Source organism: Salinicoccus sesuvii, from assembly GCF_042648145.1.
GTDB classification, from domain to species: Bacteria; Bacillota; Bacilli; order Staphylococcales; family Salinicoccaceae; genus Salinicoccus; species Salinicoccus sesuvii.
Window position 1 is genome coordinate 261880 of record NZ_JBHRWV010000007.1, and the last position, 15621, is coordinate 277500.

At 41.7% G+C, this 15621-nt stretch carries 19 protein-coding genes and 3 pseudogenes; 5 read left to right on the plus strand and 17 right to left on the minus strand.

The window, feature by feature from the left end; genetic code table 11:
- Nucleotides 1-8 precede the first annotated feature (8 nt).
- The 9 genes and pseudogenes from ACFOJ8_RS07110 to relB all read right to left on the minus strand — a co-directional run bounded on the left by ACFOJ8_RS07110 (nt 9) and on the right by relB (nt 6742).
- Nucleotides 9-1346: a four-carbon acid sugar kinase family protein gene (locus ACFOJ8_RS07110; RefSeq protein WP_380654535.1), complete on the minus strand. Its 1338-nt coding sequence runs from the start codon at nt 1344-1346 to the stop codon at nt 9-11.
- 219 nt (nt 1347-1565) lie between these two features.
- A complete protein-coding gene (locus ACFOJ8_RS07115) occupies nt 1566-1988 on the minus strand; it encodes an NUDIX hydrolase (RefSeq protein ID WP_380654538.1) in 423 nt (140 codons plus the stop codon).
- A 79-nt stretch (nt 1989-2067) separates the two neighbouring features.
- Nucleotides 2068-2688 carry a DUF3885 domain-containing protein gene (locus tag ACFOJ8_RS07120; protein WP_380659908.1) on the minus strand — a complete coding sequence of 207 codons (621 nt, stop codon included), beginning with the start codon at nt 2686-2688 and terminating at the stop codon, nt 2068-2070.
- Nucleotides 2689-2783: 95 nt separating this feature from the next.
- Nucleotides 2784-3340: pseudogene (locus ACFOJ8_RS07125) on the minus strand (GNAT family N-acetyltransferase).
- 248 nt (nt 3341-3588) lie between these two features.
- Nucleotides 3589-4395 carry an aldo/keto reductase family protein gene (locus ACFOJ8_RS07130; RefSeq protein WP_380654542.1) on the minus strand — a complete coding sequence of 269 codons (807 nt, stop codon included), beginning with the start codon at nt 4393-4395 and terminating at the stop codon, nt 3589-3591.
- Nucleotides 4396-4446: 51 nt separating this feature from the next.
- On the minus strand, nt 4447-5052 hold the full coding sequence (locus tag ACFOJ8_RS07135) for a nitroreductase family protein (RefSeq protein WP_380654544.1): 606 nt from the start codon (nt 5050-5052) through the stop codon (nt 4447-4449).
- 210 nt (nt 5053-5262) lie between these two features.
- A complete protein-coding gene (locus ACFOJ8_RS07140; RefSeq protein WP_380654546.1) occupies nt 5263-5979 on the minus strand; it encodes a dihydropteridine reductase in 717 nt (238 codons plus the stop codon).
- Between the two features lie 262 nt (nt 5980-6241).
- Nucleotides 6242-6511: a type II toxin-antitoxin system RelE family toxin gene (locus tag ACFOJ8_RS07145; RefSeq protein ID WP_380654549.1), complete on the minus strand. Its 270-nt coding sequence runs from the start codon at nt 6509-6511 to the stop codon at nt 6242-6244.
- A 1-nt stretch (nt 6512) separates the two neighbouring features.
- Nucleotides 6513-6742: pseudogene (gene relB / locus ACFOJ8_RS07150) on the minus strand (type II toxin-antitoxin system RelB family antitoxin).
- A 154-nt stretch (nt 6743-6896) separates the two neighbouring features.
- Here relB and ACFOJ8_RS07155 point away from each other — a divergent pair.
- Together ACFOJ8_RS07155 and ACFOJ8_RS07160 are read left to right on the plus strand one after the other, a co-directional pair.
- Nucleotides 6897-7052, plus strand: coding sequence for a hypothetical protein (locus tag ACFOJ8_RS07155; RefSeq protein ID WP_380654552.1), 156 nt, complete (start codon nt 6897-6899; stop codon nt 7050-7052).
- Nucleotides 7052-7288: pseudogene (locus ACFOJ8_RS07160) on the plus strand (IS30 family transposase); the annotation flags it as partial. The gene ACFOJ8_RS07155 and the pseudogene ACFOJ8_RS07160, both read left to right, overlap by 1 nt.
- Nucleotides 7289-7357: 69 nt before the next feature.
- Here the strand turns inward: ACFOJ8_RS07160 and ACFOJ8_RS07165 are convergent.
- A complete protein-coding gene (locus tag ACFOJ8_RS07165; protein ID WP_380654554.1) occupies nt 7358-8464 on the minus strand; it encodes a D-TA family PLP-dependent enzyme in 1107 nt (368 codons plus the stop codon).
- Between the two features lie 308 nt (nt 8465-8772).
- Between ACFOJ8_RS07165 and ACFOJ8_RS07170 the strand changes: the two genes are divergently transcribed.
- A complete protein-coding gene (locus tag ACFOJ8_RS07170) occupies nt 8773-9423 on the plus strand; it encodes a helix-turn-helix transcriptional regulator (RefSeq protein WP_380654556.1) in 651 nt (216 codons plus the stop codon).
- 177 nt (nt 9424-9600) lie between these two features.
- Here ACFOJ8_RS07170 and ACFOJ8_RS07175 read toward each other — a convergent pair whose 3' ends face one another.
- From ACFOJ8_RS07175 to ACFOJ8_RS07190, 4 genes are all read right to left on the minus strand, one after another.
- Nucleotides 9601-10095: a SprT-like domain-containing protein gene (locus ACFOJ8_RS07175; RefSeq protein WP_380654559.1), complete on the minus strand. Its 495-nt coding sequence runs from the start codon at nt 10093-10095 to the stop codon at nt 9601-9603.
- Between the two features lie 112 nt (nt 10096-10207).
- Nucleotides 10208-11203: an LLM class flavin-dependent oxidoreductase gene (locus ACFOJ8_RS07180; protein WP_380654562.1), complete on the minus strand. Its 996-nt coding sequence runs from the start codon at nt 11201-11203 to the stop codon at nt 10208-10210.
- 23 nt (nt 11204-11226) lie between these two features.
- Nucleotides 11227-11460, minus strand: a complete 234-nt coding sequence (locus ACFOJ8_RS07185) for a DUF896 domain-containing protein (RefSeq protein WP_380654565.1) — start codon at nt 11458-11460, stop codon at nt 11227-11229.
- A gap of 57 nt (nt 11461-11517) precedes the next feature.
- A complete protein-coding gene (locus ACFOJ8_RS07190; protein WP_380654568.1) occupies nt 11518-12000 on the minus strand; it encodes an RrF2 family transcriptional regulator in 483 nt (160 codons plus the stop codon).
- A 195-nt stretch (nt 12001-12195) separates the two neighbouring features.
- On the opposite strand from ACFOJ8_RS07190, the gene ACFOJ8_RS07195 reads away from it, so the two are divergent.
- Nucleotides 12196-12675 carry a DinB family protein gene (locus ACFOJ8_RS07195; RefSeq protein WP_380654571.1) on the plus strand — a complete coding sequence of 160 codons (480 nt, stop codon included), beginning with the start codon at nt 12196-12198 and terminating at the stop codon, nt 12673-12675.
- Nucleotides 12676-12824: 149 nt separating this feature from the next.
- Here the strand turns inward: ACFOJ8_RS07195 and ACFOJ8_RS07200 are convergent, their stop codons facing one another.
- Nucleotides 12825-13448 carry an NAD-dependent epimerase/dehydratase family protein gene (locus tag ACFOJ8_RS07200; RefSeq protein WP_380654574.1) on the minus strand — a complete coding sequence of 208 codons (624 nt, stop codon included), beginning with the start codon at nt 13446-13448 and terminating at the stop codon, nt 12825-12827.
- A gap of 117 nt (nt 13449-13565) precedes the next feature.
- Nucleotides 13566-14036, minus strand: a complete 471-nt coding sequence (locus ACFOJ8_RS07205) for a DinB family protein (RefSeq protein ID WP_380654577.1) — start codon at nt 14034-14036, stop codon at nt 13566-13568.
- 137 nt (nt 14037-14173) lie between these two features.
- Between ACFOJ8_RS07205 and ACFOJ8_RS07210 the strand changes: the two genes are divergently transcribed.
- A complete protein-coding gene (locus tag ACFOJ8_RS07210; protein WP_380654580.1) occupies nt 14174-15034 on the plus strand; it encodes an alpha/beta fold hydrolase in 861 nt (286 codons plus the stop codon).
- Nucleotides 15035-15131: 97 nt separating this feature from the next.
- Here the strand turns inward: ACFOJ8_RS07210 and ACFOJ8_RS07215 are convergent, their stop codons facing one another.
- Nucleotides 15132-15611, minus strand: coding sequence for a GNAT family N-acetyltransferase (locus ACFOJ8_RS07215; RefSeq protein WP_380654583.1), 480 nt, complete (start codon nt 15609-15611; stop codon nt 15132-15134).
- Nucleotides 15612-15621 lie beyond the last annotated feature (10 nt).

Consider the following 15621-nt stretch of genomic DNA (forward strand, 5'->3'; position numbering starts at 1 on the left):
GACTCCTTCTAGACTGTCGTGTCTTTCCCTGCTTCAAAAACTTTTCCGTAGAATGCTTCGCCGCCAAGCTGTCCGCTTTTCAGTGCGATTTCCAGATTGTTATAGCGCTCTTGATCGGAATATGCCAAGCATAACGGTGCACCCGGTGCGATGGATTCAATGACTTCCATACCGTATATGCCGAGCTGTGATGTCACAAATCCGGAAGTATCGCCGCCGGAGACGACCAGTCGACGGATATCCGTATGGTCCATGATGTACTTCGTCCACTTGCCGAGCTGCTGTCCGATATGGTTCCCGTGGGAACCGGTTACATTATTTTCTGTAAAGTACGTTCTTGTCTCTTCAACGACTGGATCGTCTGCACCTCTCGCTGTGTAGAGTACAACTTTTTTCTCATTGCCAATCAGTTCGATGATGCCGTTTAAGTAGTCTGTCGGTATCTCCTCACTCGCAAGCAATTCATAAGGGACACGCTCTGTATGGAAACCATTACTCTCTGCTTCCTCGAGCTGTCGCTTAGTAACGTCCGATACACTGCCGGAAACAACCAGCATTTTGTTGATATCATCTGCCTTTAGTCCGAGACTATTTTGGTTAACATCGGCATTGTCTTTCCATGTTTCACCAAGTGCATACTCGACACCGGAAGAACCGATCAGAAAAGTTGCCTCATCGTGCCTGCTCTCCCAGATCATATTGCCAAACGCTTCCATATGCTTTTGCTCCACAGCATCAAACAGCGTAATCGCATTCTTTTCTTTTATGTCGAAATGCTTTGTTTCGTTCATATCCGCGATAGAGTATTTATCCACCTCTTGGTCGGTCTGCTTTGAGAGATGAATACTCAAATCCGCTTCATCCATCGGTGTCACCGGATGGCGCGACATAACAGGATGCTGATCCAATCGATACGTTTGTCCATGGAACTTCGCGAAATGATTCCCGAATGCCGTATACCTACCAAGTGCTGGTGCTGCCACCAGTAGTGGATAGACACCCGTTCCAAAATAATTTCTAGCTAGATCCGCTGCGTAACCGATACTCCCTGTTGCCGGTGAAGAGTCGAAAGTCGAGCATACTTTGTAATGCACAAAATAAGGGTTCATTTTCTGAAATGCTTCATATACAGGCGTTAATTCTGCTTTCATTCCTTCAGTGTCCTTTGCCCTTGAAGTACCTGCTACCCCAATACACTGTACGCCTTCAAACTGATCAAGAAGTGCTTTGTCAGGTGGTGTCATAAAAAGAAGTGTTCTTAGTCCATATTGATGCAATGCTTCCATGGCATCTGTCGAGCCAGTAAAGTCATCACCATAAAATGTCAGTAGTAATCTATTATCCATTTATATGCTCCTCACATAGATTTAACATAGATTTATGTTGTATCTAAATAAGATAATAGGGGAACCGCTTACAATTTGCAAGGGGTTTCATAAAATTAATATTACGTATTCATTGTTTTTAGTTGATTAAATAAAAATAACGAAGTCGATTAGACAGTCAAGTCCTCGCTTCGCTAATATTAATGAGATATATTTTTTATAAGTCAATCAAATGCTCATCTATATCAGATCAATCAATTTATCTGGAAATAATAACTTCTTACCTTCTAGAATTTCTTTGATAGATATCCATCTGGCAACCGTACTTTGACCCCCTTCGATTACGTTAAAAGTCTCTATTTCATATAAGCTCTTATCTTTAAATACTGCTCTATAAACTTGTGTGATCTCATGTCCGATCATACTATCTACTTCAAAGATGTTCTCTAAACACGCAACATAATTGATAATATCTATTTCTGTTCCGATTTCCTCTATGAATTCTCTTTTAAGCGTTTCCGACGACCTCTCCGACCACTCGATTGTTCCACCAATGGGACGGTAATATATGCCTTCGCCCCGGGAGTGTTTCCCACATCTTTCTTCTAGGAGAAGTGCATTATCTTTTATAACTAAACCTAGTACAGTGTTTCGTGGTTTCATTTTTAACTCCTTTAGTAATTCCAGGATTATAATCTACCTATGTCTCGCGAATTAAGTTTACTTTTAACTAAATTCGATTCTATTTGAATACCTCATCTATCAGTTCTCTGTCGTAGTCCAATATCCACCCGTTATATTGCTCATAGATATGGCTAATTTTATCCGGTGAGCTTGCTAGGAGATCAGAACCCCTATCATCGTAAACACGGAAAATGGTCTCTTTCGTAGTATTGATAAAGAACACATCGTAAGAAATACTCGGTTTAAATCCCATGTCATGATTACAGATTGCTTTTAACAATGAGATGTATTTGATATCAGAGGTCTTGCACTTAAGGCTAAATCGGTGTGTTTTATACTTTTCTTCTTCAACATCTTCTGGAAAGCCATAAGGAATCGTCACTTGTTGCAACTTGTAGAGAACATGTTTTTCTTTTATGTATTTAGAGAAGACTTTCAGTCTGTGAGAGAATACTTTACGATTTCCGAAGTCATTTACATTGACTACCATAAAAATCTCATCTTCTGGTAAATGTAAGGTTTTAAAAAGAGTGATTGCTCTTATGTATACATTATTTATGTAAACACTGTTCTCTCCATCTGTCTTTCTGTAGTCTACACCTAGCTCGAAACGTATAGCGACATCCCAGTTATAAAACAAAGGTGGCTCCAATTCCAGGCCGGGGAACTTTTGATTCATAAATTCGGTGATATTCATAATGCACCCTTCTTCTCTCATTTTAAAAAAAGCTTAAAAATCTTACTTAGTCCTATTCAGTAGATGATTTTCAATACTTAACTGAAGTTGAAGTCCTGTTTCAACAAGGAATACATATACAGATCATCAAATTTGCCACAGGTGAATTCATAGCTACTAAGTAACCCTTCCCTGACAAACCTGTGTCTTTCTGTAAGCTTTTAGACGGTATATTAAGCGGTTCTATTAATGCTTCGATACGTTGCAAGTCTATTTGTCGGAACCCATATCCAACCACTGCTTTAAGCGCTTCACCTGCTATGCCTTGGCCCCAGTAGTCCTTACTCAATTCAAATCCAATTTCTCCCCGGTGATGTTTGGCAGCAATATTCAAAAAACCACAGCTTCCGATAACCTCCCCTTGGTCCTTCAAGGTAATGCCCCATCTAATTCCGGTACTCTTTTCAAGTATTGAGTGATACCATGAAATCTCTTCCAAAGCATCGTCAATGGTTTTAAATGGCTCCAGTCCCATATGTCTCGTCACCTCTTCAGTGGATAAATACTTCAAAAGATTGCTGGCATCTTCAGGCACCACCTGTCTCAGTATCAATCGATCCGTTTCAAGAACAGGAAAATCAGTTACTTTATTCATGTTAGTTTCTCCTTAGCTATATGCCGCTTCACGTAGTGTAAAAAGCTCTAAATCTATTATAGATGAACTAAACGAGAAAATGTGTTATTAGATGCGATTAGAACACCACTGAAATTACATTCTATGCTTATATTCACAAACAGAGGCATACTTTCTAATAAAATAAAAGGTATGTCTCCTTATACCAGGAGACATACCTTACTTAGTGGTTCAGTTTTTAGGATAGGATACTTTCAGACTCTTTATAATTACAGCGAGGCAATCCGATCACGATCGTCTGCTGTGAGTTCAAAATCAAAGATATTCAAGCTTTGCGCCTGGCGCTCTTTATTATGGGACTTTGGAATGACGATGACATCTCGTTCAATTTGATAGCGCAAGACGATTTGTGCGTAGGTCTTGCCATAACGCTCGCCTATTTCCTCTAGAACTTCCTTCGCATCATCTTCTATACCAGCAAGCGGTGACCAAGCGACAGTGGCGATATCATTTGATTTATTGTAATCAATCAATGCATCGTTCCATTTGCCGACGTGAGATTCAATCTGGTTAACGACTGGTTTAACTGTGCCATTCTGAAGGATTAGATCCAAATGCTTTTCTTCGAAGTTGGAAACACCTATGGATTTAAATACCCCACGATTATAATACTCCTCTAAAACATGCCAGACTTCTACGATTTCATCACTATTATCCCAAGGGAAATGAATCAAGAACAAATCGATATAGTCCGTTTGCAGTTTTTCAAGACTTTTGTTAATTTCAGCATCGATCCAATCACGGCTGACATATCCTTCATTTGTATTCAGCTTAGTAGTAATGAAATAATCTTCACGTTTGACTCCTGATTGATTGAGTCCTTTGCCGACGACTTCTTCGTTGGCATAGATTTGAGCAGCATCGAAATGGCGGTATCCATTCCCAACGGCCCAGTCAACTTCATCGGTATCTCCTCTTAATTCTCCTTTGAATTCATTACCTTTTTTGCCGTACGTATTTGTTCCTGTACCCACTACCGGAATTTCCAATTCATTGTTCAATTCGATCAATTTCATCACAATTCCTCCAGTTTGATTGTTCTTTCTTGTCGATTTTGAGTAAAAGTATTAAGACAATGTAGAAATTACTCTTGTTTGGACATTTGCCTCAATATGTTCTTTTTTACCCGCTTCTTGTTCAACTGAACCAAACGGCATCTGTGCGAGCATTTCGTAAGACTCTGGCAGGTCGAACAATGCTTTCGTCCCTTTATCGAAACCTTGCTCATAACCAACATTGAAATGCTGCAACGTTGCGCCGAGGTCCATTTCTGCCAAAGCCAGCCATACAGCGTACTGGGCGTTTGCGTTATTGTTTTGCTTGTAAGCTTCTTGACGCACTACGTTGGTCGGCATTTTTTTGACTGCATCGAGTTCTTCAAAAAATAGAACGGTACCTACTCCATTTTTAGCGCCTGTCATGACACCTGACATCATGTCCCATATCTCGCCCTCCAAGATATCCTTTTGAACAGTGTAGATATGGTCCCAAAACGCATGATTGGCTTCATCGAATAAGACAACCACTCTTGTTGTCTGGCTATTAAAAGCCGAAGGCACTTGTTTGACAACTTCACCAATGCGATCGGATATTTCCTGCGTTGAATACTCACTCTCTGCTCCAAGGACATAAATTGAACGACGTTTTTCAAGTAAATCTGTAAATGTTGACATTATTGTTCTCCTTTAATCATATGTTTATATTGGTATCTTTATGAATCTTTACATATAATAAACCCTCCTCTAAGAGGAGGGTCAATAGTAAATTGATATAAACAAAAGTATCAAAGAAACGAGTATGTTATAGCAGCATCATTTCTTTAGTATCTGACAGTAGAATGCACTAATATCTTACGCGGTTATGTGCTTTATAGCAGTCAGTATTTAAACGGACAGTCCTGACGATAAGAGTTCAGCACGTGACTCTTCGTACTTATCAAGCATTATTTGTTCAGGCTGGACGCCTTCCTCAAAAAGCACTTTAATATTATGTGCTAGGAATTCGTCGCTGCCGATCACATAAAAGAGCCCATTTTCATCTGAAGCAAGTTCCTTTACTTGCGCATAATAGTCGTTGCGGGTATCGACAAACTGAGCCGTAAAGTTTTTATCAGCTAAGTTTTTGAAAACATCAGTAAACAAGAAAGCTTTGGAAGAGTCGATGTTCAAGGAATGCATTTGGTTGACTCCTTCTGCATTTTCGAAATAACTGAGTACAATCGGGCGATACGTTGCGATGCCGACGCCTGAAGAAAGCAGATAAACATTTTTATCTTCTCTTTTAAGCGGCACGTTGGAACGCGTTTTAAAGATCGCCACTTCGTTGCCAACCTCAAGGTCCCTAAGTGCGGTTTTGAATATCGAGCACTCTGCTTTAATGCGTGTAGTGATACCAATCAGATTTTCATCCGGCATTGTTGAAATCGACATATGGCGAATCAGATCGCGGTTTGGTTTCTCGTCTGCATTGAATCCTTCCAGTGCAAAGTGCGTGTGAGATCCCTCTTCCCATACGAAGTCTTCGGGACGCTCCATCATATACGTTCTAACTTCAAGTGATTCTTGTATTATTTTGTTGATCTTTGTCCAATAGATTTGCATTCTATTCTCTCCTTCAGTCATTGCTTTTATCGATCCGGTACTAATATACTATAATTGATAATACTTCTCAATTAAATGGTTTTATAAAATTATGAACTTTCTTTTAGAAGGTGTGGTGTTAGCAACTGATCATGCTTTAAGTGCTATTCATATTGTATAAATAGAAGGTTTATCTGGCATTTCAGAAAAAAATGAATCTGCTGACGAAAAAAAGACCGACACCCCGTGTGGGAGTTGTCGGTCTGATTGCTTTATTCACACGCTATGATTTATAAATGTCTTTACAGTGGCCAATACCGACCACAATAATTTTGATCTCGTCCGAATCGATATCAGCAAGGATGCGGTAATTCCCGACCCGATAGCGCCAGTACTCCTTCAATTCGCCTTTCAATGCCTTCCCGTGTTGTTTCGGGTGCGTTGTACCCTTTAGATTCTTTTCAATCCAAGCGACAATCATGAGCTGTTGTCCCTTATCAATACTCTTCAGGCTTTTTACAGCAAGCTTTTCATATACGACCTGATACGCCATGCTATAAACCAAGCATCTGCTTCACGTCATCATGATCGTAAAGAGTCACATCATCATTTTTGACGTCGGCTTCGTAGGATTTAAGCACCTCGAGGTCAAATTCGTCCTCTATTTTTCTTCAAGCGTCTGCTTCATAACGGTGGACAGAGGTATGCCCCGGAGTTTCGCATACGTCTCAAACGCTTCCTGCTCATCCTTGTTCATACATACCGTGATTGTACCCATCAGCATCAATCCCTTTCTGTTTGAGTGTTCCTATCTTGTAACACATTGTAATACATTTTTAGTGAAAAGAAAGCGGTAAACATGGCACCCGGCGGACAGAAATCCATTAAATCCCCTCAGCCGTGTTATAATCAAATAAAACCGAGAAGGGTGAGGGCGTATGGATAAAGAGATCGAGGTGCTGGAAGACGCCATCGACGCACAAATCGTCAAAGAACGGCTTAAAGACGTAGATGTCAAAACGTATAGTGTCGAGGAAGCTACAGGTATCAATCTCGATGACACCACACTCGACGAGAACGACGGCTGGGAATAATGAGCAATCAGAACGATCTGTCCATCTACTTTGCCGACACGGGAACACCATCCCAACGTACTACTCAGAAAGGATGGACTGCCTAAAGGCATGGATTTCAACACGGTCGACTAAACTTTTATTTCATCCGTTGCCGCCAGGAGAACCATATTCCAAGAAAATCGTTAAACGATCGAACACCATTGGAAGTCTTTTTGAGTTACATGGGTGAGAAAAAACTGTCTAGCTTATTTTGACAAACGAAATAATAAAAAAATCCACGAGTCATTTGTTAGTTAAACTGATGGTCTTAAAGGGTGGAACATTTACTGCAGTTTCGCCCGGCCAGCCACCGGGATTTCTTCGACAACTTCTCCCCCAGAAAGTAGATACGCCTTCTCATACAAGTTACACACCGGGCAAATATGGTTTGGAATGATTTGGACCTTATCTCCGATATTCACTTGATCGTGGAATTCGGTATTATATATAATTGCATGCTCATCGAAGACGCCATCGATATAAACATCTTCGAATTCCTTTATACGCCCAAGCCCTTTTGTTGTCGTATGGCCTTTGCTTCTCGTCTGGGCTGTGATTCCTTTTGCACCAACATCCGTAATTACCCGTTCATGGGTTGGTTTACTGATAATTGTCGTGAGCACTGATGCTGCACATCGGTCATATGTGCCAATGACGTTTGCTTGCGACGCATCCATCAGAATGTAGGTGCCCGGTCTGATCTCAGTAACACCTTCGGGAATATCAAAGTTAAGCATAAATGGCGGTGTTGAACCTATACTGATGACCTCAGGTGTCATTCCCATTTCTTTCGCTATTTTTCCAAAATGCAATGTACGGTCCACACTTTCAAGATAGAGCTTTTTGCACGCTTCGATGTCTTCCGCCTTATAGGAATGACCATCATGTGAGAATATCCCTTTGAGTTCAACATTGCTGCATGTCTTTACGTGGTCTAGTAAAGCCTTGAAATCTTCTTCTTCAATAACGCCTGAGCGCTGTTCTCCAACTTCAATCTCAATAAGTACCTGTGCTTTTTTCTCTGCACCTTCAAACACCGCTTCAATTTCATCCACTTGATATGTGTTGTCTATACCAAATGAGATGTCGATGGTTTCAGCGAGTTTCCTGATTCTTTGAAGTTTAAATTTGCCGACAATCTCATTAGCGATAAAGATGTCCTTCAAGCCATCCTCAGCCATGACTTCAGCTTCGCCGACCTTAGCGACCGTAACACCGGTGGCACCAAGGTCTTCCTGTATTTTGGCAAGCTGCGGCATTTTATGCGTTTTAGTATGGGGACGTAAATGCACTTTATGTTCATTGGCGTAATTCTGCATGAAGTGTAGATTATTCATCATTATTTCTCGATCAATCAACAATGCCGGTGTATCCAGTTCATAGTAATTCATCATAAACACCCCTTTAAACTTTATATGGAAGTAATAGAAACATATAATCTCGTCTATAGCTTGATGCTTAAGACCGATGATTCAAGCGAATGGCAATCAATTATTGGTCATGGTAATGTGAAGTCATTAAGGGTACACTTTTAAAGACATATAAATGATTATATAAAATACTAATAATCAGAAAATACAGTTTACATCAAAATTATATAATAAATTATACAATAGTCAACTAATTAATAATTTATTATACATTAACACTTCAACCCCTTAAATATATAAGAGAATTTTAGAGAGGAACTTTCATTTAAATGGATAACAAAGAGTTAAAGAGATATATACCCATCGCCGATCTGATTGCCAAGACTTTCGGAAAGAACTGTGAGGTGGTCATTCATGATTTGACGGTGCCCCAAAACTCCGTTGTTTATGCTGTTAATAATCATGTGACAGGCAGACAAGTCGGCCAACCATTCGACCACTTGATAAAACAAGTACTGCTGTCCAGTGAGTTTGAAAATGATTACTTGGCTGGCTACAAAATCAAGACCCATGAAGGAAAGGAAATAAAGTCCTCCACTGCCCTAGTCAGGGATTCGAATAATAAAGTGATCGGTGCACTGTGCGTCAACTACGATTTGGAGAACATGATTCATTTCAAAGCGTTCTTGGATGATTTTGTAGGGGGAACGCAGGAAGTAAGTGAAGAACGTACAGAAGACAACACCGAACCTACCGAAAACATCGTCGAGATCGCTGATGATCTTATTGACCGGATTATTGCCAACGCCAGACCAGAAGGCATGAAGAGAAAAGAGAAAATCAAGCTCATCGCATTCATGGATGAGAAGGGAATTTTCTTGATCAAAGGATCAGTCGATAAGGTAGCTGAAAAGCTTGGCATATCCAGAGTGACGGTATACAGCTATTTGGATGAAATCAAAAAAACGAACGAGAAATAATGTGACTGCCGCTTAGATTCAACGAAATAGTCTCCCCCGACACCATGCTTGCATCGAAAGTGGCTATGTAAGGTGATTTTAAATATAAAAAAGAACTTCGAATGAAGTTCTTTTCCTTTAGAAGTTTATAGCGTGTTGTCAGCAGGGGTTGAGTTTATAAGCCGGTACTAAGCGGAATCATCTTGTATTAGTTGAAAAGCGCGTAGTCACACCGAGATACTTAAACTTGCCACGGCATCTGCGACAGATGTACCGCTTCTCGTACCCTTTCACATTTTTACTGAATTGATATTTGCATTTCCTGCATTCATAGATGTGACTTTGACCTTTATACATATGTGTGCGCGTTTTGGAGATACCTAGGCGTTCTAGTGTCCTAATGAATACAGGATCGGAATCCCTATACGGCTGACCAGTGACAAACAGAGCATAATGGACACATTCGTGGTATAAAACATCCAAGACGATATCTTCTGAATTATTCTCGATGAATTCATTGGACATGACGATTTCCATGTCTTGTGGCTCTTTATGACCTCTAACATATTTTATATGGAATGCCCCAAGTTTTGATTTCATCCGTTTCGAAACCCGAATACGTATGCCGAGTGGCATATGAAATGCTTTTTTAAGAAAATCATCTGCATATCTCTCGAGCTGTATCTGCTGCATGTGAATCAACCTCTTTTGTCTTTTGACTCTCTCTCATATTCTACATCGTGGTCGGGCTGTTTTTCTATATAAATAAAAAGATCGGGATAATTTATTATCCCGATCCCTATCTTTACTGCAGTAATTCTTTCGCAAGCAGCCTGTATACATTAAGTCGTGTTTCCTGTGCATGTGGAATGCTGACGATCATCGCCTCATCGAAGCCGTATTTCTCCTGCTCTGCCCTGAGCGTATCCGCAACTTCCTTGGCAGTACCGACGATATGCATCGGCCTTCTTTGCTGAATTTTGATCTTATCCATCTCTGTAAGCGGATAGTCTTTTGCTTCTTCCGGTGTGAGCGATTGGCCGATCTTGCCTTGGGACAGCCAGAGTCCTGAAATGTCTTGCGGGAGTGCCTGATATTCTGCTTCTTCTTTCGTTTCCGCCACTGTCACCATGTAGCAGACCTTAATCTCAGGCTTTTCCATCAGTGTGGATGGTTTGAAGTTATCCCTGTATGCATCAAGGATACCTTTGCTGAGCTGGCCATTGAAAAACTGCGCGAATGAATAGCCAGCCCCCATCTTGGCTGTTTCTATTGCACTGTTGCCGCTCGATCCAAGCATCCATGCTTCAGGCAGTGTGACACCTTCTGGTACCGCCGGTGTCGTTCCATAGAGACGACCTTCCGGTTGCTCATCACCGATCAACTGTATCGCAATCTGGAATTTCTCATACATATTGTCCATGCCGGGTCTCATTCCTTCAGATAATGCATAAATCGCATTACCATCTCCACCCGGAGCACGCCCCACACCAAAGTCGATTCTGCCAGGTGAGAACGCACTCAACGTCTTGAACACTTCTGCCATCTTGAGCGGAGAATAATGCATCATCATCACACCACCCGTTCCGATTCGCAGATTTTCAGTTTTTGAAGCCAGCCGTGCTGCCGTAATTTCCGGTGCTGAACTGACAACGGAATTGATGCCGTGATGTTCGGCCATCCACATACGGTGGTAGCCCAGTTCATCAGCCAATACCGCCAGCTCCTCTGAATTTTTAAGCGCATCGACGCCTGTATTGCCTTTAGTTACAGGTGCTTGGTCCAGTACACTGAGTCTCATTTGAAACATCCTTTATATTTAAATTATTGGTTGAATAGGTTGTTGATCTGCTGTTCTCTTTTTAGTTTTTCTGGTGTGACATCGTTACCCTCTGGATCTATGACTGTCAAGTTCGCGAAAGTGTCCAGCACTTGTCCACGGAATTGGCGCATGTAATCTTCACGCAGCTGCATCTGTTCAGCTCTTTCCGCCTCCGTCAGTCCTTGCCATTTCTGTTTATTTGCCAATTCATTGATTCGATCCAATCCGACTATCATTGTACTTCACTTCTTTCATATATTTGATTCCACTGTGTACTATTGAAATACGTACTGCTAGATAACCATTTTCTCATCCAGCCAACTCTCAAGTACGTTCAACTGTTCTTTGTATTCATCCGACTGTATTTTCTCGGTCAGAGACGCGATGGTCTCGCGTTTTAACACGGACTGCCATGATGTCTCCGCCTCCGTCATCAGGTTTCCAAGGAAGCAGCAGCGTTCGTCCCCTTCCAGCGCCAGCATATCTCCTAAAATGCCGCTCGGCGTATAGATGGACTGCTGTCCCTCGATGGCGACGTATATATCATAGACGCGAATCGATTCAGGGTCTCGCTTCAGCTTGAAGCCGCCTTTCGTTCCTGAAACCGAAGTGATCAGCTCTGCACCGGCCATCTTTCTCAGGAGTTTCTGGAAATATGTCGGTGAAGCCCCGATTTGTTTGCTGATCTCATCGCTATGGAGCACCGCACCCTCCGGCAGCAAATTCAAAAGCAATGCAGCATAAACTGACTGTTCGACCCCTGTCTTCATCTTCATTCCCATCACTCTCCTTCATATAAACCGGACATTTGTTGTCCAACGTTAAACAATTATAGCAGGATGAACGTACATTATCAATTGAGGCGACTTGGATACCCTTATGCCTATCGGCTGAGTTGCAACTCGTCTCATTGCTTATTGATTCTCTAGTGAGTAAATTTGAGTATAATGGAGATGGACGGGAGGGATTTAATGATTCATTTTTTCAAGTATAACTGGCAGGTCAGAGATGAGTGGATGGATCGGTGCAGTCATCTTTCTGATGAGATATTGAAGGAAAATCGAACTGGAGGTCCGGGTAGCATATTATATACCTTATTCCATATTATCGATGTGGAGCAGAGCTGGATTCGCAGTATCCGAGGTAAGGAAGATATCATGTACAACTTCGAAGACTACAATAGCCTCGAAAAAGTAAAAGAACTGTCGGATAGATTAAGAAAAGAAGTTGCGGATCATCTAGACGTCGATTTGAAGGAAACTGAAGATAGGATTGTATCTGTCCCATGGGATGAAGAAGAATTTACACGCATTGAAATACTTCATCACGTAATTGCTCACGAAATCCATCATATGGGTCAGCTCTCCATCTGGGCACGAGAAATGGACATGGAGCCTGTAACTGCTAACTTTATTCGCAGAAACCTAATATCTACAGATAATCAAATGTAAATGAATCTACGCCTGGACCATGAAGATTAAATAAAGCGCCTACAGAAACCAGTTCTGAATTCTAATCTCTGTAGGCGTTTCTATATTCATTACAGTTTATTCAACCATCAAATGTATACCCGCATTTCTCAAATGCATCATCAATGGGTTTATAAAGGATTGATCATCGGCGTCAAGATACACTGTTCCATCAGATGATTCATATCCCTTGGACTCAGATAGATGCTCATATTGCTTGCGCTTAGATTGCCGTCCGTCAGAGCCACTGCATCATACCCACCAATCCTAAGAGCAATGATCGGCAAGTTCTCCTGATAGGCGAAGTACGAGGCAAATGCTTCCCCAGAAACCTTGCTTGCTCCGTACAGGTTCAATGGTCGCACCGGCATATCTGGATTCGGTTGCGCATCTTCTGGATACCCTTTTACTGCATGCACACTACTCGCAAAAACCACCCGCTCTATACCTGCCTCTTGGGCAGCTCTGAACACATTATAGGTGCCCTCAATATTGATGTGCATTACCGATTCAAAATCTGCCTCCGGTGAGGGATCACCTGCAAGGTGTATAACGATATCCATGTCTTTCATCGCTTCACGACAAGCTTCAATGTCGGTTATATCTAAGCGTACAGTGTCTACTCCATCACTTTTTGAGTCAGTAGCCGATTCGTCTTGTATATCGGCTAAAGTCAGATGATGCTTACTCTTAAGATATTCCGCCACGTTTGTACCAATGCGTCCTGAAGCACCTGTAATCAGTATGTTTTTCATTCGTCACTCTCCCATTAGATATTAAATGCGAAGCATGCATTAGATTGAACACTTATTCCGCAAGTCGAATCAAAAGCTGCACTTTATAATACGTTAATTTCCATATCTGCCTGTTTACTATTCAAAGAGCATCATATTGAGATCTTTCTTGTAACAGTGCACTAGCATGGCATGCAGTTGCCCTCTGTGGTGCGTAATGTGGGCGAGGATTTCCAGTAGCCATTCATATCGCGTATAAGTCACGCCCCAATATGCAGAAGTTTCCTCAAAAAGTTGTGCGTTAGACAACCCTAAATAATGCCTCTCTAAAGTCTCATAGTTGCTTTGTAGCACTTTCTTGATTGTGATTAGACTTGTCAGAGAAAAACGATCGTAGAACGTTTGCATATCTTGTTGTGTGGCACCGTTTAAAATCCGCCAATCCGCTTCACAGATTAAGGCAATGTGTTCAAGCAGCTCACCAATCGAAAATTTACCCGCTGTTGGCCTCATTTGGAGATCAGACTCTTCTAATGTATTCATTATCTCTATTAGTGTATCTACCCCTATTTTGATTTGATTCAATACACTTTGAGAAACTTTTTCCATACTTTTCACCTCACTTCGTAATCAACTCGCAATAGAATACTTCTAAAAGGAGGATTTCACCTGTAGTTGCTAAATGTTTCTTACTGTTCCCGGTCAGGGTATATACATCCTAAATGTGAAAGTTAAGGAGAGAGAATATGCTGCTTGAGAATTTTAAAACGAAAACAGTAGACACTGGGGAAGTGGAAATCAGACTCCGATATGGTGGCGAAGGTCCGCCACTGCTTCTATTGCATGGCCACCCTCAAACCCATGTAATGTGGCATCGTATCGCCCCGCTTCTGGCTAAGGAATTCACAGTGGTCGTGCCAGACTTGAGAGGCTATGGGGATAGTTCAAAACCCGAAACGACAAAGGATCACACTCCCTACTCGAAACGTGCTATGGCTAGGGACCAGATTGCGGTGATGAAGACACTCGGATACGAACAGTTCGCAGTCGCTGGACATGACAGAGGTGCGCGTTGTGCGTATAGATTGGCACTGGACTTCCCTGATGTCGTGACAAAGCTTGGGGTGCTCGATATCATTCCCACTGGAGAAGCATTCAGACGCACTGGTAAGGACTTCGCTACAAAGTTTTGGGGGTGGTTCTTTATGGCACAGCCATACGATCTGCCAGAGCGTATGATTGGTGAGAACCCAGACAACTTCTATTTTCGCGGTGATAGATCCATATTCCATCCTGAAGCATTTGCAGAATATTTTCGTTGCATCAGACAGCCGGCTACCATCCACGCTATGTGTGAAGATTACCGTGCAGGTGCCACCGTCGATTATGAACTGGATGAAGCGGATCGCGGGGTCAAAAAGATCAGCTGCCCTGTACTTGCGCTTTGGAGTGCACAAGGTGAATTGCCAGAGTGGTATGATGTACTGTCGATCTGGGGTGATTGGGCGGATGACGTCAAAGGCCGTGGCATAGAGTGTGGCCACTTTTTAGCGGAAGAAGCACCGGATGAGACCTACGAAGAAATGTATCAATTCTTCAAACAGTGAAACAGTTCTAGAAGAAACATTGCCAATACATGAATGAAGCTAAGTGTTTTAGACAAGAAAGATATCTAATTTACGTAGGAACACTCGGGATACACCCCTACTTTTGCCTATGCTCGGAATTTAATATTCCGTAAACCATACTGTCCGTCCACTCATTTTTGTTCCAGTAGTCCTGTATAAAGTGCGCTTCCTTCCGCATTCCTATACGCTCACATAATTTTTGGGAAGCCCCATTTCTTGCATCCAGTGTGGCTTGAATACGGTGGACATCGTATTCATCGAACAGATATTTGACTAGACTACCAACTGCTTCGGTTGCGTATCCTTTTCCACCAGATATAGCTGAGAAGCTATAGCCAATTTCCATCGTATTTTTCATATTGATATACCAAGCTGATAAATCACCAATTACTTTTCCTTCGCAGACTACTGCGAGACTCAGAGTATCGCTTTGCGTGAGGGAATGATTTTTCAGCTTTTTGTTAAACTCTTCTTGTCTGTTTTTAGGAGTCCACTCTGAGTGCAACAAATACTTGCACACGTCCTTTTCACTATAGATTTCGTAAACATCATGCAAATCTTTTTCT